We start from the raw sequence: 16,609 nt of genomic DNA, 5'->3' as shown, positions 1-16,609 counted from the left end.
GTCGTCGATGTCGCGCGGTTTCGCAGCGCGGGAGGCTGTCAGCGGCGATTGGTACCGTAGACGAGTGACTGCTCCGCTTGATCCCGAGGACGCCCGAATCGACGACACGACGAGGTCCGGCGAGGCTGTCTCCGAGCCATCGGCCGAGCAGAAGAAGCCCGCGCGGACCCCGAGCAAGACTGTCAGCGGCGCAGCATCGCGTGGTGGCGCTGCGAAGACCGCGGCGGTGAAGAAGGCCGCGAGCACATCGGCGGCGTCGAAGTCGGCCGCAGCGAAGAAGGCGGCGCAGGCGGATGCCGGTCGCACAGCCGCAGTGAAGAAGGCGTCTGCCGAGGGTGCCGCGACGAAGACGACGAGCCGCACGACCGACGCGCGGACGACGGCGGCGAAGACCACGGCGGCGAAGCGCGCCGAGACGGCGAAGAAGGCCCAGGCGGCTGCAGCCGCCTCGAAGGACGCGGCCGCAGACGCGGAGAAGGACTCGGCCGCTGACTCGACGATCGAGGAGCAGGCGGGGATTCTGGATCCGGCCGGCGCTGCCGCGACGAAGACGTCCGTGACGAAGGGGGCATCCCCGAAGACATCTGGTGCCAGGGCATCGTCGACGCCCACGGCGGCGAAGAGGACGTCTGCGAAGACGACGGCTGAGAAGTCGGCGGGCGCGAAGACGACGGGCGCGAAGACCACGGCTGAGAAGTCGGCGGGCGCGAAGACGGCGGGCGCGAAGACCACGGCTGAGAAGTCGGCAGGCGCGAAGTCGGCGGGCGCGAAGACCACGGCGTCGAAGACGGCGGCTGCGAAGTCGGCGGGCGCGAAGACCACGGCCTCGAAGACAGCGGGCGCGAAGACGGCGGCGGCGAAGACGACGACTGGGAAGGCGGCAGCGGCGAAGCCTTCGTCCGCGAAGACGGCGGCCGTGAAGACGACAGGCGCGAAGACGTCGTCCACCCAGACGTCGTCCACCAAGACGCCATCCGCCTCGAAGGCCTCGACCGCGAAGGCTGCGGTGAAGACGGCATCCGCTGCTGAGGATGACGCGGTCGCAGAGCTGGCTCGGGTGATGCCCGAGGTCACCACCGATGCGGTCATCGCGCTCGACTCCGAGCCGGTGCGCCGGATGGTCGCTGCGTCGAACAGCGCCGATCTGGCGGAGGCACGACCGCCGCGCGGCGGCGCCGCAGGATCCGCTGTCGTCGTCGGAGCGGATACTCCGGCATACGACGAGCCGGCATCGGGCGCTCCGGCAGCAGCCGGGACAGTGATCGAGCCACCGCGCACAGCGGATGAGATCGCCGCGGCCCCCGCCCTCGAGATGCCTGAGCTGGCTGATCCGGACGGCGACGTCTCGGCCGACGACCGCGATGCCGATGAGCCCGCCGCGGCGCGCGACGCCATCCGCATCCGCGGTCTGGTGAAGCGATTCGGCGACACGAACGCCGTCGACGATGTCGACCTGACCGTCCCTGCCGGATCGTTCTACGGACTCGTCGGCCCGAACGGCGCAGGCAAGACCACCACCCTGTCGATCATCGCCGGCCTGCTGCGCCCCGACGCGGGCACGGTGCACATCAGCGGAATCGATCAGCGCGAGAAGCCGCTCGAGGCGAAACGCGTCATGGGCGTGCTGCCCGACCGGCTGCGCACCTTCGACCGGCTCACCGGACGCCAGCTGCTGTACTACTACGGTCAGCTGCGCGGACTCGATCGCGCCGTCATCGAGAAGCGCACCGCCGACCTCGCCCGCGCGTTCGACCTCAGCGAGGCGCTGAGCCGGGTGGTCTCGGACTACTCGGCGGGTATGACCAAGAAGGTGATGCTCGCCGGCGCCCTGATCCACTCGCCGCGCGTTCTCGTGCTCGACGAGCCGTTCGAGGCCGTCGATCCGGTCTCGTCGGGTGTGATCCTCGACATCCTGCGCTCGTACGTCGCCCACGGCGGAACGGTCATCCTCTCCAGCCACGGCATGGATCTGGTCGAGCGGGTGTGCTCGCGCGTCGCCGTGATCGTGGGCGGAGAGGTGCTCGCCGAGGGAACGATCGACGAGGTCCGTGCGGGGCAGACGCTCACCCAGCGGTTCATCGAGCTCTCAGGCACAGGCGGAGAAGTGGAGGGGCTCGAGTGGCTGCACACGTTCTCCGACTGAGGATCGCACTGCTGGTCGGTGCGCTGCGCGGAGAGCGTGCGATTCGCGCCGCCGTGGCCCTCGTGGCCTGCATCGCGGCGACGGTCGCCGTCTGCATCGCCATCCTCGGCCTCGGGGCGGCGCCGCTGGCGACGGCTCAGACCGTCATCGTGCTCGGAGCTGCGGCGCTGATGCTGGCGTTCTTCGTCGGCCCCATGCTCACGGGCACACCCGATCAGCTCGATCCACGACGCTTCTTGCCGTTCGGCGTCGACGAGCATCGACTCGGCTGGGTTCTCGTGCTCGCCTCACTGATCAGCGTGCCCAGCCTCGCCCTCGTCGCCGTCACCGCCTGCGTCGTGATCGTCGTCATCCAGGCAGGGGTGCCATGGGCGGCCGCGGTGCTCTTCGGCGTCATCGGCGTGGTGACGATCTCGCTCGCCACTCGCATCGGGATGGCGATGAGTGCGATCATGCTGCCCGAGCGGCGCTCGCGTGAGCTGACCATCCTGTTCGCGCTCCCGGTGATCGTCATCGCATTCCCCGTCGCCGCGTACTTCGCCTCGCTGCGATGGGACGGGCAGGTTCCCCCGGCCGTGCACACCGCCACCACCATCGTCGGCTTCTCGCCGCTCGCGGCCCCGCAGGCCTTCCTGTTCCACGTCGCCTCGGGCGAGACGGGGGCGGCGTGGGCGAGCGGCCTGGTCGCGGCTGCGACGATCGGCGGGATGCTGCTGCTGTGGCACATGCTGGTCAGGCGCCTCCTCACCGCGTCCGAGCGGCCATACGCGACGCGCGAGCGGTCGGGACTGGGATGGTTCGGATCGCTCCCGGCCAACGCGTTCGGCGCTGTCGCCGCGCGCAGCCTGGTGTACTGGCTGCGCGACCGGCGCTACATCGTGAACCTCCTCGTCGTGCCGATCGCCGGCGTGCTGACGGTGTTCCCGCTGCTCGTGGCCGGAGTGCCGCTGTGGCTCGCCGCCCTCGTCCCTGTCCCGCTCATGGCCCTGTTCTTCGGGTGGCTGCCGCACAACGACGCAGCCTACGATTCCACGGCGCTGTGGATGCACATCGCCAGCGGCGTGCGCGGACTGCCCGACCGGCTCGGGCGGCTCGTTCCCGTGCTGCTCGTCGCCCTCCCCGTGCTCGCGATCGGAATCTCGGTCACCCTCGCGGTGACCACGGACTGGCATCTCATGCTGCCGCTGGTCGGCGTGACAGCCGCCCTTCTCCTGACCGGGCTGGGCATGTCGAGCATCGCGTCGGTTGTCGCCCCCTACGCCGTCTCGCGGCCCGGCGACAGCCCGTTCCAGCAGCCGCAGCGCTCATCGGCGCACGGCTCGTACGGTGCCGCGCTGACCTTCGTGGGCGCCCTGCTCGCCAGCACGCCCACGATCTGGCTGTTCGCCCTGACCCTCGTCGACGGTGATCAGCACGCGCCGACGACGTTCTGGGTCGGGATGATCAGCGGCGTCGTCGTGCTCTTCGCAGGCGCGGCCGTCGGCGCCGCGATCTTCGAGCGCAGCGGCGAACGGCTGATGGAGTTCGTCGAGACCACCTGACCCCTGCGCCGCAGACGCGGATAGAATCTCGGCATGAGTACTCCGCTGGACAGCCCCGATCAGGGTGGCGTGGCAACGCTCGATCGCGAACTCGAAGAGCTGCTGCAGGAAGAGCATCTCGAGCCGGGGGACCACGAGCGCTTCTCGCACTACGTCAAGAAGGACAAGATCCTCGAGTCGGCCATCACCGGCAAGCCGGTGCGCGCTCTCTGCGGCAAGAAGTGGACCCCGGGTCGCGACCCGGAGAAGTTCCCGATCTGCCCGACCTGCAAAGAGATCTACGAGAGCATGATCTCCTGACGCGACGCAGCCGGGCGGCCGCTAGCGCGCGTCGACCCTTCGGTGCGTCGCTGCGCTCCTTGCTCAGGGACCGGGCGGCCGCTACAGCGCGTCGACGAACAGGGTCGGGATCGCCGGATCGGACTTGCTGAGCGCTAGCGCGCGCACCGGCAGCTCCTCGCGCACCCGCAGGTGATGCTCGCGAGCGGATGCCGTTCCCGCGGCACACTCGTGCGCGGCGTCGATCTCCCCGTTGTCGACGAGAACCACCTGCAGTGCGCGGGCGTCAGGGTGCTCGGCTGCCGTGTCGACCTGCTCGAAGCCGTCGGCGACCGACACGGTCTCGGAGGTCGCGACGCCTTCGTCGAGGGTGCGGAACGCCGCCTTCCGGCCGCCCTTCGAGCCCTTGTCGGTGGATGCCTTGGCCACGGCCACCCAGCCGCCGGATGAGTCCTGCCGGGCGACGAGCTTGTAGACCATGCTCGCGGTCGGATAGCCCGATCCGGTCACCACAGATGTGCCGACTCCGTAGAAGTCGACCGGAGACGCCGCGAGAGCGGCGATCGCGTATTCGTCCAGGTCGCTGGTCACGGTGATCTTCGTCTCGGTCGCACCGAGCTCGTCGAGCTGCTGGCGGACGGCCGCTGCGACCAGCGGCAGATCTCCGGAGTCGAGGCGCACACCCCCGAGGCCCGTGCCGGCGATGCGAATCGCCGTCTCGACACCCGTCTGGATGTCATAGGTGTCGACGAGCAGGGTGGTGCCCGTACCCAGACTCTCGATCTGCGAGCGGAACGCCGCCTCCTCGGAGTCGTGCAGTAGAGTCCATGAGTGCGCGGCGGTGCCCATCGTCGGAATGCCCCACTGCCGCCCCGCTTCCAGGTTGCTGGTCGACGCGAATCCCGCGATGTACGCGGCGCGAGCCGCGGCGACCGCCGACTGCTCCGCGGCGCGACGCGAGCCCATCTCCGCGAGCGGACGCTCACCGGCGGCGATGCTCATGCGCGATGCTGCCGTGGCGACCGCCGAGTCGTGATTCAACACACTCAGCGCGAGCGTCTCCAGCACGACGGCGTCGGCGAAGGTGCCCTCGACGGTGAGGATGGGGGAGCCGGGGAAGTACAGCTCGCCCTCGCGGTAGCCGCGGATCGTTCCCGTGAAGCGGTAGTTCTCGAGGTAGGCCACCGCCTCGGCATCCACCACGTCGTTGTCGCGCAGGTATCGCAACTCGTCCTCCCCGAAGCGGAAGTCGCGCAGCAGCGTCAGCAGGCGCCCGGTGCCGGCCACGACGCCGAAGCGGCGGCCGCCGGAGAGGCGCCGGGAGAACAACTCGAACACGCTCGGCCGCGATGCGGTGCCATCCCGCAATGAAGCGGCGAGCATTGTCAGTTCGTAGCGGTCGGTGAGGAACGCGGAGCTCATCGCGCCAGTCTACGGTCGCCGTAACCCATGAAAGTTATTTGCACCGGATGCCCGTTTGATGCAAGCTGTTTGCAGGCTCGGAACTCGTCCGGACCACTTCTTCAATGACGAACAAGGACGCACATGAACACTCGTCTCGTGCCGACCCTCGCCCTCGGCACCATCGCCGCCCTGGCGCTCGCCGGGTGCTCGAACGGCTCCGCCGCCGATGGCGACGACCCCGTCGACGGCAAGGGCAAGACCATCACCGCCTGGATCATGCAGGGCACCAACCCCGACTCGTCGGCCTACCTCGACGCCGTCTCGGAGGCGTTCACCGAGAAGACGGGCGCCAAGGTGAAGTTCGAGGAGGTGCAGTGGGCCGATGCGCACAACCGCTTCGTGACCGCCATCGCCGGAGGAACCTCGCCCGACGTCGCCGAGACCGGCACGACGTGGACCCCGGAGTTCGCCGATGCCGCCGCGCTCGTGCCGCTCGACGACTACATCGACGAGGAGGACGGCCTGGCCGACGACCTCGTGAAGGGTCTCGCGGAGGCCGGCACGTACGACGGCGAGCTGTACGGCATGCCGTGGTACGCCGGTGTGCGCTCGATCGTCTACCGTGCCGACATCTACGAGGAGCTGGGTCTCGAGGCCCCCACGAGCTGGGATGAGATCGTCTCGAACGGCGAGAAGATCAAGGCCGCTCACCCCGAGATGGCGGCTTTCGCCGTGCCGGGCAACGCCGAGTTCCAGGTCTACCCGTGGGTCTGGGCCGCGGGCGGAGAGGTCGCCGTCAAGGACGGCGACAAGTGGAAGTCGGAGCTCGACTCCGACGAGTCCAAGGAGGGCCTCGCCTTCTACACCGACCTCGCACTGAAGCACGGCTTCTCGACGGCCGGCGCCACCACGTGGAAGGAGACCGACGTCCGCGACGCCTTCACGCAGGGCACCGTTGCGACGATGATCTCCGGCTCGTGGACCCCGAAGTCGCTCATCGAGGCCAACCCCGAGCTCGAGGGCAAGATCGGCGTCGCCGTGATCCCCGGCCAGGACGGCGGCATCGCCCCGTCGGTGCTCGGCGGATCGCACCTCTCGGTCTTCGAGGACTCCAAGGAGCCCGACCTGGCATGGGAGCTCGTCAAGATCATGACCACCGGTGAGCTGGCCAGCCAGTGGGCAGACTCGACGGGATACTTCCCGGGCCTGGAGTCGCTCATGACGGATGCGCTCAAGTCGACCGACCCGCTGGTCGCGCCCTTCGCGAAGCAGATGGTCGAAGGCGGTGCCTCGGTGCCGGTGACCCCGCAGTTCGGCGCCGTGCAGGCGAAGCAGACCACCAACACGATGATGCAGTCCGTGCTCAGCGGAGAGAAGGACCTCGACGCGGCTGCGAAGTCGGCTGCGGACGAGATGACCGATCTGCTCAACAGCAAGTAGGAGCACACCTGTGCACTCCGTGATCTCCACGGCGAAGCCCGCGCCGGGGAGGGGCACCGTCCCCTCCCCGGCCGCGGTCTCTCCGCGTCGTCGCCCCCTCATCACGCGCATCCGGCCATGGCTGCTGCTCGGACCGGCCCTCGTCATCCTCGGCGTGCTGCTGCTCTGGCCGCTGATCCAGGTGGTGCTGCTGTCGTTCCAGGACTACGGCATCCGTGAGATCCGCAAGGGATCCACCAACTTCATCGGGTTCGAGAACTACGTCGAAGCGCTCACCGACCCGCAGCTGTGGACCGTCGTGGTCCCCAACACGGTGGGCTTCGCCGTCATCGCCGTGTTCACCACGGTCGCGTTCGGCACCCTCGTCGCGCTTCTGCTCGCGCGCCTGAATCTCGCCTGGCGCACCATCGTCGGCAGCGCGATCATGATCGCGTGGGCCATGCCCGCCGTCACCGGCACCTACGTCTGGACGTGGATCTTCGACGCCGACCGGGGCATCTTCAACAGCGTTCTGCAGGGCGCCGGGTTCATGGACGAGCCGACCAACTGGTTCACCAACCGCTGGGCCTTCTACGGCATCGTGCTGCTGAACGTCGTGCACCACGGCTTCCCGTTCGTCGCCATCACCGTGCTCGCGGGACTCCTCGGCGTCTCGAGGGAGATGATCGAGGCCGCCGAGATCGACGGCGCAGGAGCCTGGCGACGCTTCTGGCAGATCATCTTCCCGACCCTGAAGCCGGTCTTCTCGGTCGTCATCATCCTGTCGACGATCTGGGACTTCAAGGTGTTCGCACAGGTCTTCCTCATGCCGGGCGGTGCCGGATCGAACAGGTCGGTGCTGAATCTCGGGGTGTGGTCGTATGTGGAATCGTTCGGCCAGAACCGCTACGGATTCGGATCGGCCCTCGCGGTGCTGCTGACACTCGTGCTGCTCGGCATCACGATCGTCTACATCCGCACCCTGCTCAAGGAGGACCAGCTGTGAGGAAGTCCACGCCTCTCCGCCGCACGGGCATCGCGATCGCTGTCGCCGCCCTGCTGGCATTCACGCTGTTCCCCGTCTACTGGATGATCATGAGCTCCTTCGACAAGAAGGCATCCAGCGGCGGCGGCAGCCTGCTGCCGCGTGAGTTCACCTGGGACAACTACGCGTACGTCCTCACCGAGGGCGGGTTCGACGTCTTCCTGCGCAACTCCGCCGTGGTCGCCCTGGTGACCGTGCTCGTCAGCGCCCTCGTCGCCCTGCTCGCGTCGGTCGCGGTCACCCGATTCCGCTTCAAGCTGCGCACCTCGATGCTGCTGATGATCCTCATCGTGCAGATGGTGCCGCTCGAGGCGCTGGTCATCCCGCTGTTCATCCAGGTGAAGAACCTCGGCATGCTCAACACGATCCTGGGCCTCATGGTCGTCTACGTCGCTCTGTCGCTGCCCTTCGGCATCTGGATGCTGCGCGGCTTCGTCGCCGCAGTCCCGGTCGAGCTCGAGGAGGCGGCCTATATCGACGGCGCGTCCTGGTCGCGGATGTTCCGCTCGGTGATGCTGCCGCTCGTGATGCCCGGACTCGTCGCGACCAGCGTGTTCTCGTTCATCACAGCGTGGAACGAGTTCATCTTCGCGATGACGCTTCTCGGCGGCGAGAAGGGGCAGTACACCGTGTCGATCGGTTTGCGCCAGTTCTTCGGCGAGCACTCCAACGAGTGGGGCTACATCATGGCTGCGTCGACGCTGATCACCGTGCCCGTGATGATCTTCTTCGTGGTCGTGCAGCGCCGTCTCAGCGAGGGCCTGGTCGCGGGCGCGGTGAAGGGATGACCATGACCGATGACCTGACACGGCTCGCGAACCGGGTCGTGTGGCCCGGCTTCCTCGGCAGCACGGTGCCCGCATGGCTCGAGAAGGAGCTCGGCGACGGACTCGCCGGGGTCGTCTACTTCGCCCAGAACCTGCAGGGCGACACCGCCGAGCTGAGCCGGCGCATCCACGAGGTCGCACCGTCCGCGCTGATCGGCATCGACGAGGAGGGCGGATCGGTCACGCGTCTGGAGACCGCGACCGGATCGACCGTGCCCGGGGCCGCGCAGCTGGGCGCCGTCGATGACCTCGAGGCGACGCGGGCGACAGCCGCGGAGATCGCCCGCCGCTGCGACGCGATCGGCGCCGATGTCGTGCTGGGCCCCGTCGCCGACGTCAACACGGACGCCCGCAACCCGGTGATCGGCACGCGCTCGTTCGGCGACAGCACCGTACTCGTATCGCGTCATGCGGCGGCCGCCGTGCGAGGCATCCAACAGGTCGGTCTGGCTGCGTGCGCGAAGCACTTCCCCGGCCATGGCGACACCCACGTCGACTCGCACCACGACCTGCCACGTCTGGACGCGCCGATCTACGAGATCACCTCGCAGCACCTGCCGCCGTTCGCGGCGGTGGTCGGTGCGGGGGCCATGGCGATCATGACCGCCCACATCGTCGTGCCCGCATGGGGCGAGGCGCCGGCGACTCTCAACCCGCAGGTGCTCGGGCTGCTGCGCGACGCCGGCTTCGACGGGGTGATCATCACGGACGCCCTCGACATGGCGGCGATCCGCGAGACCGTGGGACTCGGCCCGGGAGCGGTCGCCGCGCTCGCCGCGGGAGCCGACCTGCTCTGCGTCGGCAACCCGACGAATCCGGGCGACGCCATGCTCGCGGATCAGGACGAACGTGACTTCCATGCCGTGCGCGACGCCATCGTCGCCGCACTCGAAGACGGGTCGCTTCCGATCGCGAGGGTCGAGCAGGCGGCGACGCGCGTGACGAGGATGGCCGCGCGAGTGCGCTCGCGCGGCGTGGCGCCGCGCGAGGAGTTCGACCCGGATGCCGTCGTGCGGCGCGCGGTGACCGTCGAGGGCTCGTTCGTCACGATCCCGGATGCCGAGACCGCCGTCATCGACATCCGCCGTCGCTCCAGTCTCGCCGTCGACAGCGCGGCCGCTCACGTCGTGCGGGCGCTGTCGGCCGGAGGGACCGTCATCCGACTCGACGCGACGAGCATCTCGGATCAGGAGGTGCGCACCGCTGTCGCCGCCTGTGCCGATGCGCCCGTGCTCGTGCTCGCCGACATGCTGGGACCGGGGTCGGCGCAGCGGACGCTGGCCGATCGCATCGGCCGTGAGCTTCCGAACGTCACGGTCGTCGATGTGGGAGTTCCTTCACCGCCGCTGGACGGCGTTGCGGTGATCAGCGTTCGCGGCGCAGGACTGCTCGGGGCGCAGCGCGCGCGTCGCATGCTGATCGGCGAATGAGGGGGCGGACGCCGTGAGAGTGTGCGCTCTGCAATCGGGCACTTCGGCCGACGGAGTGGACGTGCTCATCGTCGACGCGGAGATCAGCGGCGACACGCTCATCGTCCGGCCGGGACACGCCGACACCATCGCCTGGGATGACGAACTGCGCCGGCTGATCCTCGCCGCTGCGGACGGCACCCCGCTCGACGCCGCCGCGTGGTGCGCGCTCGACACCCGCATCGGCGAGGCCTTCGCCGACGCGGTGCGAGCGCTCGACGGGCTCGACCTCGTCGTCTCGCACGGGCAGACGGTCTACCACTGGATCGACGGCGAGCGCGTGCGCGGCACCATGCAGCTCGGCGAGCCCTCGCTGATAGCGGAGGCCGCCGGATGCCCGGTCGTCTCCCACCTGCGCCACGCCGATATCGCCGCCGGGGGAGAGGGTGCGCCGCTGATGGCCGTGCTCGACCGGCTCTGGCTCGGCAGCTCCGTGCAGAGCGGGACCGTCGCGACCGTCAACATGGGCGGCATCGCGAACATCCAGGTGATCACGCCGGATGGTGGCGTGCGCGCCTGGGACACCGGACCAGGCAACGCGCTGCTCGACGCGTTCGTCTCCCGACGCTCTCACGGTCGCGCTCGCTTCGACGCGGACGGCGCGCTGAGCGCATCCGGTCGCGTGCACGACGCGCTGCTGGCGCGCCTGCTCGCGCATCCCTACTTCTCGCGACCCGCGCCGAAGACGACCGGCCGGCACGAGTTCTCCCTCTCCGTCGTGGACGATGCGATCGCCGCGGTCGGCGGATCGGTTCCGGATGCCGATGTCGCCGCCACGCTTGTGGAGGTCACCGCAATATCGATCGCAGACGCCGTGCGCGGCGCTGGTGCGCGGCGCGTGCTCGCGTCGGGTGGCGGAGTGCGCAATCCTGTGATCATGCACCGACTGCGCGCGCTGCTCGACCCCGTTCCCGTCTCGTCCACGGCGGAACACGGCCTCGACCCGGACAGTCGGGAGAATCTCATGTTCGCCGTCGTCGGCATCCTGTCGTGGTTCGGCGTGCCCGTCGAGATCGCGGGACCGGCGCGGCGGATCGCCGGGCGCTTCACCCCGTCGCCGGACGGACTGGTGCTTCCCGCTGCGCGAGGCGGCTTCGCCAGGCTCGAGATCCGCCCATGACCGATCGGGCGTTCGCGTCGCACATGAGCGGAACCGAGCAGGCGTGACCGATCCGCTTGCCGCTCTGCGCATCGACCCCGCCGGGGTCAGCGCCGCCGACGCGCGCCTGCTGCGCAGGATCAGCGCGGACCCGACCATCGTGGTCGACCTGTCGATAACCGACCTCGCGGTGCTCTGCGAGACATCGCCGGCGACCATCGCGCGCTTCGCCCAGAAGATCGGCTTCAGCGGATACCGGCAGTTCCGCTTCGAGCTCGCGCAGGCGCTGAGCCGAGAACAGGCCGATCGCGAGCGACACGGTCTGGACGATGATGACGTCGTCGCCGGGGACAGCATCGAGAGCGTCATCGCGAAGGTCGCGTATCAGGAGGGCCGCGCCATCGCGCAGACCGCGCAGTCGCTGCGCGGGCAGGACGTCGATGCCGTCGCCGCGCTCATCGCGGACGCCGCGCGCGTGGACCTGTTCGGTGTCGGCGCCTCGGCGCTCGCCGCGATGGACCTGCATCTCAAGCTCGCGCGCATCGGGGCACCGGCGTGGTTCGGCTCCGACGTGCATCTGGCGCTGGTGCAGGCGGCGACGCGGGGCCCCGGGGATGTGGTCGTCGCGATCTCGCACAGCGGCGCGACGCGAGAGACGGTCGAGCTGCTCGAGCTCGCCCGAGCCGGCGGCGCGGCGACGGTCGCCATCACGAACGTGCCGGATTCGCCCCTCACCGCGCACGCCGACCATGTGCTGTGCACGGTGGCTCGCGAGTCGAGATTCCGCATCGGGGCGATGTCGAGTCGCACCGCCCAGCTGACGGTCGTCGACATCGTCTTCACGAGGATCGTGCAGTCCAGAGCCGAGCAGTCCCGGGGTGTGCTGCGCCGCACCCGAGACGCCATCGAGGGACACAACAGGGCTGCGGGGACCTGACGGCGCCGCATCAGGGCATGCTCAGCCGACGTGGTCGCGGGTGCTCGACATCACTCGGGTCGCCAGGCGGTTCGCGCGCGCCAGCGAGCCCGCGAGTGAGAGTCCGCTCACGATGCCGGCGAGAAAGCCGGCGGCGAACGCGTCTGCCGCGCCGGTGGGCTCGACCAGTGTGAAGTCGATGAGCGGCGTCTCGGCGCGGTCGGCGCCGTCGAAGGCGGTCGCCCCGTCGGCGCGGGTGATGACGAGGAGACGGGGCTCGGGCACCGCAGCGCGCAGCTCATCCTCGCCCCGCGCGCCGAAGATCTCTGCCGCGTCGTCGACGTCGACGAACACGATGTCGGCGCTGCGCGCGAGCTCGGCGACCACCTGCTGCCCGTCGTCCTCGCGGCCGCGCCAGAGGGCGGCTCGCCAGTGCGCGCTGAACGAGCGCAGCTGTCCTGGTCGCTCGGTGAACAGCTCTCGCTGGGCGCTCAGGCAGGAGTCGGACAGTGCCGAGGTCACCCCGGTGGTGTGCACGATCCGGGCCGCATCGAGCAGAGCGGATGCCGCGGGAGCGCGCAGCGTCTCGGGGGACAGCAGGCTGCCGGCGGAGGCGGAGCGGTAGTAGTGCATACGCGTGCTGCGCCGCCCGGCACCTGGTGCGAGCTCCTTCACATAGAGGCCGGTGGCCGCATGCGGGTCCTTCTCGATGGCATCCGTGCCGACGCCGTGCCTGCCGAGCTCGGCGACGACGAACTCGCCGAAGCCGTCCTCTCCGACCCGGCTGATGACCGCGGCCGGAACATCGACGTGCGACAGCGCGACCGCCACGTTCAACTCCGCGCCGGCGAGCGAGCGCCGGAAGAGAGGCACCTCGGCGAGCGGGCCGTCGGTCTCGGGAACGAAGACGATCAGCCCCTCGCCCATGACGACGACGGGGAACTGCGGGGAGTCGGGCACAGTCCGACCCTAGAACCCGCGCCGCGGCCGTGCAATCGCGGCGGGGTGCGCGGCTAGGCTGGTGGGATCATGAACGACGCACCGATCGGCATCTTCGACTCCGGCGTCGGCGGGCTCACGGTGGCCAGGGCGATCCGCGCGCAGCTGCCGCAGGAATCACTCGTCTACATCGGCGACACGGCGCACTCCCCGTACGGGCCGAAGCCGATCGCGGACGTCCGGCGGTACAGCATCGAGGTGCTCGACGCGCTCGTCGAGCAGGGCGTGAAGATGCTCGTGATCGCGTGCAACACGGCATCCGCCGCCGTGCTGCGCGATGCCCGCGAACGGTACGACGTTCCCGTCGTCGAGGTGATCGGCCCGGCCGTGCGCCGCGCCGTGTCGACGACGCGCAACGGTCGCGTCGGAGTGATCGGCACCGTCGGCACCATCGCGTCGCGGGCGTACCAGGACATGCTCGAGGTGAACGAGCGCCTCGAGGTGTTCACCGCTGCGTGCCCCCGCTTCGTCGAGTTCGTCGAGGCCGGCATCACCGGATCGCCGGAGGTGCTGGCCGTCGCCGAGGAGTACCTCGCGCCGCTGCGGGATGCCCAGGTCGACACCCTCGTGCTCGGATGCACGCACTACCCCTTCCTGCGCGGTGCGATCAGCTACGTGATGGGCGAGGGCGCCTCGCTCGTCTCGAGCGACGACGAGACCGCCGCCGACGTCTATCGTCAGCTCGTCAAGCACGACCAGCTCGCCTCGCAGGGAGCCGTCGCGAGCTACGTGTACGAGGCGACCGGCGACTCGGCAGAGGACTTCACCGCCCTCGCGAACCGGCTGATGGGTCACGAGGTGCGCGACGTGCAGCTCGTGCAGACCGGCGTGATCGACCTGCCGTATCTGCTCGACGCCGAGGCCGACGAGGTCGGTCACCGCGGCCCCGGCCGCCCCTGAATCGGTCGCCACGGAATCGCCGGCCCCTGAACCGCTCCGCCCTGAACCGCTCCGCCCTGAGTCGCTGAGCCCCAACCGCTCCGAGAGGACACCATGTCAGACATCGTCCGCGCCGATGGGCGCAGCACCGACCAGCTCCGCGAGATCACCATCGAGCGCGGCTGGTCCGCCCACGCCGAGGGCTCGGCGCTGATCAGCTTCGGCGGCACGAAGGTGCTGTGCACCGCCTCGTTCACCAACGGCGTGCCGCGCTGGCTGACCGGCAAGGGCAAGGGGTGGGTCACTGCCGAGTACGCGATGCTGCCCAGGGCCACCAACTCCCGCAACGACCGCGAGAGCGTGAAGGGCCGCATCGGCGGTCGCACGCACGAGATCTCCCGGCTCATCGGCCGTGCGCTGCGCGCCGTCGTCGACACGAAGGCGCTGGGCGAGAACACCATCGTCATCGACTGCGATGTGCTGCAGGCTGATGGCGGCACCCGCACCGCCGCGATCACCGGCGCGTACGTCGCGCTCGCCGACGCCATCGAGTGGGGCCGCGAGAAGAAGTTCATCGGCAAGAACTCCAAGCCGCTGCTCGACACCGTCGCCGCCGTGTCGGTGGGCATCATCGACGGCGAGCCGATGCTCGACCTGGCATACGTCGAGGACGTGCGGGCCGAGACCGACATGAACGTCGTCGTCACCGGCCGCGGGCTCTTCGTCGAGGTGCAGGGCACCGCCGAGGGCGCTCCGTTCGACAAGCGCGAGCTCGACGCCCTGCTCGAGCTCGGTGTGAACGGCTGCGCCACGCTGCAGCAGCACCAGCTCGCCGCGCTGGGCGAGGGCCCTTCGACAGGCTCAGGGACCCAGGAGAGCCCAGGGACAGGGACCCAGGAGAGCCCAGGGACAGGGACCCAGGGGAGCCCAGGGACAGGGACCCAGGAGAGCTCAGGGACCCAGGAGAGCTCAGGAGTCCAGCAGTGAGGGTCGTCCTCGCCACCCACAACCCGCACAAGGTCGCGGAGTTCCAGCAGATCGTCGCCGCCAGCCGCCCCGACCTCGAGGTGATCGGCTATGACGGTCCCGAGCCGGTCGAAGACGGCGTCACGTTCGCGCAGAACGCGCTGATCAAGGCGCGCGCGGCGTTCGCGCACACGGGCCTGCCGTCGCTCGCGGACGACTCCGGCATCTGCGTCGACGTGCTCGGCGGATCGCCCGGTGTCTTCTCGGCGTACTGGGCGGGGCAGAAGAAGGATGCCACGGCCAACCTCGAGCTGCTGCTCGATCAACTCCGCGACGTCGCCGACCCGCATCGCACCGCGCAGTTCCACTCGACCATCGCGCTGGTGACGGCGGACGGTGCAGAGCGCACGGTGGAGGGCATCTGGCCGGGTCGCCTCGCGCACCGGGCATCCGGTTCGGGCGGCTTCGGATACGACCCGATCTTCATACCGGACGGTCAGGACCCGGCATCCGAGCGCTCGGTCGGCGAGTTCACCGATGGCGAGAAGCAGTCGCAGTCGCACCGCGCTCGCGCCTTCCAGGCGCTGATTCCGCTGCTCGCCGCGCTGTAGCACCCGGGTCGCCCGGCTATTGAGAAGCGTTACCGTTCCCGAGTAAGCGGAACGGGCCTTCGACGGCGACGACCCGGCCTAGCCTGGAGGCATGCACGACCACGCACCCGCTGCAGGCGGGATCCGCGACGCCGGCCACCGGCGCGTGCTGGCGATCTCGCTGACGCTCACCGCCACCGTCATGGTGGTGCAGGTCATCGGCGCGATCCTCTCGGGCTCGCTGGCGCTGCTGGCCGACGCCGCGCACATGTTCACCGACTCGTCGGCCCTCGTGATCGCCCTGATCGCGACCGCGGTCGCCGCCCGGCCCGCCGATGACCGGCGCACGTTCGGCTACCAGCGCGCGGAGGTGTTCGGCGCGCTGATCAACGCCATCATCCTCATCGTGCTGATGGTCGTGGTCGCCGTGCAGGGCATCCAGCGGCTGATCGACCCGGGCGAGACGGAGGTGGCAGGCCCGCTCATGCTCACCGTCGCGGTCATCGGCATGATCTCCAACGCCATCGCGATGTGGGTGCTCAGCCGTGCGCAGAAGACGAGCATCAACGTGCGCGGCGCGTACCTCGAGGTGCTCGGAGACCTGATCGGATCGGTGATGGTCATCGTCGCCGCCGTCGTGATCGTCACGACCGGGTGGATGCCCGCCGACGCGATCGCCTCGCTGCTGATCGCAGTGCTCATCCTGCCGCGCGCGATCTCGCTGCTGCGGGAGGTGTTCTCGGTGCTCGCGGAGTCGGCGCCGCAGGGCATGGCGGTCAGCGAGATCCGCGAGCACCTCAAGGTGTATCCCGGTGTGGTCGACGTGCACGACGTGCACGTCTGGCAGCTGACCCGCGGCGCGCCCGTCTTCACCGCCCACGTGAAGGTTGAGTCCGCCGTGTTCGCGTCGGGCGGGTCATCGTGGCTGCTGCAGGAGCTGCAGGGCTGCCTCGCGCACCACTTCGACGTCGAGCACTCGACCTTCCAGCTCGAACCCGCCGATCACGAGGAGTGCGAGGGCGCGCACGCCTGA

Annotated in this window: 14 protein-coding genes and 1 pseudogene; 13 read left to right on the top strand and 2 right to left on the bottom strand. The window is 69.5% G+C overall.

All coding sequences use genetic code 11. The features are described 5' to 3' along the window. The first annotated feature begins 64 nt into the window (after positions 1-64). The 3 genes from ACIPV2_RS13255 to ACIPV2_RS13245 are packed head-to-tail and all read left to right on the top strand — an operon-like array spanning position 65 to position 3,984. Positions 65-2,143, top strand: a complete 2,079-nt coding sequence (locus tag ACIPV2_RS13255; RefSeq protein ID WP_400841987.1) for an ATP-binding cassette domain-containing protein — start codon at positions 65-67, stop codon at positions 2,141-2,143. Next, on the top strand, positions 2,119-3,684 hold the full coding sequence (locus ACIPV2_RS13250; RefSeq protein ID WP_400841985.1) for a hypothetical protein: 1,566 nt from the start codon (positions 2,119-2,121) through the stop codon (positions 3,682-3,684). Before ACIPV2_RS13255 ends, ACIPV2_RS13250 begins: the two co-directional genes overlap by 25 nt. A gap of 33 nt (positions 3,685-3,717) precedes the next feature. Further along, positions 3,718-3,984 (top strand): DUF3039 domain-containing protein, encoded by a 267-nt coding sequence (locus tag ACIPV2_RS13245; protein WP_101188290.1) that lies wholly within the window; start codon positions 3,718-3,720, stop codon positions 3,982-3,984. Between the two features lie 81 nt (positions 3,985-4,065). On the opposite strand, the gene ACIPV2_RS13240 is transcribed toward ACIPV2_RS13245, so the two are convergent. Further along, positions 4,066-5,385 (bottom strand): nicotinate phosphoribosyltransferase, encoded by a 1,320-nt coding sequence (locus ACIPV2_RS13240; RefSeq protein ID WP_400841982.1) that lies wholly within the window; start codon positions 5,383-5,385, stop codon positions 4,066-4,068. Between the two features lie 123 nt (positions 5,386-5,508). Between ACIPV2_RS13240 and ACIPV2_RS13235 the strand changes: the two genes are divergently transcribed. The 6 genes from ACIPV2_RS13235 (at position 5,509) to ACIPV2_RS13210 (ending at position 12,163) form a co-directional block, all read left to right on the top strand. Further along, a complete protein-coding gene (locus ACIPV2_RS13235) occupies positions 5,509-6,807 on the top strand; it encodes a sugar ABC transporter substrate-binding protein (RefSeq protein WP_400841980.1) in 1,299 nt (432 codons plus the stop codon). A gap of 100 nt (positions 6,808-6,907) precedes the next feature. Continuing rightward, positions 6,908-7,792 (top strand): carbohydrate ABC transporter permease, encoded by an 885-nt coding sequence (locus ACIPV2_RS13230; RefSeq protein WP_400842208.1) that lies wholly within the window; start codon positions 6,908-6,910, stop codon positions 7,790-7,792. After that, entirely contained in the window at positions 7,789-8,619 is an 831-nt protein-coding gene (locus ACIPV2_RS13225; RefSeq protein WP_400841978.1) for a carbohydrate ABC transporter permease, read from the top strand. The genes ACIPV2_RS13230 and ACIPV2_RS13225 overlap by 4 nt, the downstream gene beginning before the upstream one ends. 2 nt (positions 8,620-8,621) lie before the next feature. Continuing rightward, positions 8,622-10,088: a glycoside hydrolase family 3 N-terminal domain-containing protein gene (locus tag ACIPV2_RS13220; protein WP_400841976.1), complete on the top strand. Its 1,467-nt coding sequence runs from the start codon at positions 8,622-8,624 to the stop codon at positions 10,086-10,088. 13 nt (positions 10,089-10,101) lie between these two features. Beyond that, positions 10,102-11,247: an anhydro-N-acetylmuramic acid kinase gene (locus ACIPV2_RS13215; RefSeq protein ID WP_400841974.1), complete on the top strand. Its 1,146-nt coding sequence runs from the start codon at positions 10,102-10,104 to the stop codon at positions 11,245-11,247. Between the two features lie 43 nt (positions 11,248-11,290). Next, positions 11,291-12,163 carry a MurR/RpiR family transcriptional regulator gene (locus ACIPV2_RS13210; protein ID WP_101188285.1) on the top strand — a complete coding sequence of 291 codons (873 nt, stop codon included), beginning with the start codon at positions 11,291-11,293 and terminating at the stop codon, positions 12,161-12,163. A gap of 21 nt (positions 12,164-12,184) precedes the next feature. On the opposite strand, the gene ACIPV2_RS13205 is transcribed toward ACIPV2_RS13210, so the two are convergent. Further along, positions 12,185-13,102 (bottom strand): sugar kinase, encoded by a 918-nt coding sequence (locus ACIPV2_RS13205; protein WP_400841972.1) that lies wholly within the window; start codon positions 13,100-13,102, stop codon positions 12,185-12,187. A 69-nt stretch (positions 13,103-13,171) separates the two neighbouring features. Here ACIPV2_RS13205 and murI point away from each other — a divergent pair, with 69 nt between their 5' ends. From murI to ACIPV2_RS13185, 4 genes and pseudogenes are all read left to right on the top strand, one after another. Continuing rightward, entirely contained in the window at positions 13,172-14,041 is an 870-nt protein-coding gene (murI, locus tag ACIPV2_RS13200; RefSeq protein ID WP_101188283.1) for a glutamate racemase, read from the top strand. 93 nt (positions 14,042-14,134) lie between these two features. Continuing rightward, positions 14,135-14,860 (top strand): annotated as a pseudogene (gene rph, locus ACIPV2_RS13195) (ribonuclease PH); the annotation flags it as partial. A 143-nt stretch (positions 14,861-15,003) separates the two neighbouring features. Further along, positions 15,004-15,597 (top strand): RdgB/HAM1 family non-canonical purine NTP pyrophosphatase, encoded by a 594-nt coding sequence (gene rdgB, locus ACIPV2_RS13190; protein WP_400841969.1) that lies wholly within the window; start codon positions 15,004-15,006, stop codon positions 15,595-15,597. Positions 15,598-15,688: 91 nt separating this feature from the next. After that, on the top strand, positions 15,689-16,609 hold the full coding sequence (locus tag ACIPV2_RS13185) for a cation diffusion facilitator family transporter (protein ID WP_400841968.1): 921 nt from the start codon (positions 15,689-15,691) through the stop codon (positions 16,607-16,609).

It is taken from the genome of Microbacterium sp. NPDC089987 (assembly GCF_044748505.1).
GTDB lineage: Bacteria > Actinomycetota > Actinomycetes > Actinomycetales > Microbacteriaceae > Microbacterium.
Note: the sequence above shows the minus strand (reverse complement) of the source record. Positions and strands in the feature narration are given on the sequence as shown.

Bases quoted from the DNA above. Each gene is read 5' to 3' on its own strand.
- ACIPV2_RS13245 (WP_101188290.1), top strand. From the start codon at position 3,718: ATGAGTACTCCGCTGGACAGCCCCGATCAGGGTGGCGTGGCAACGCTC.
- ACIPV2_RS13235 (WP_400841980.1), top strand. From the start codon at position 5,509: ATGAACACTCGTCTCGTGCCGACCCTCGCCCTCGGCACCATCGCCGCC.
- ACIPV2_RS13185 (WP_400841968.1), top strand. From the start codon at position 15,689: ATGCACGACCACGCACCCGCTGCAGGCGGGATCCGCGACGCCGGCCAC.
- murI (WP_101188283.1), top strand. From the start codon at position 13,172: ATGAACGACGCACCGATCGGCATCTTCGACTCCGGCGTCGGCGGGCTC.
- ACIPV2_RS13240 (WP_400841982.1), bottom strand. From the start codon at position 5,385: ATGAGCTCCGCGTTCCTCACCGACCGCTACGAACTGACAATGCTCGCC.
- ACIPV2_RS13220 (WP_400841976.1), top strand. From the start codon at position 8,622: ATGACCGATGACCTGACACGGCTCGCGAACCGGGTCGTGTGGCCCGGC.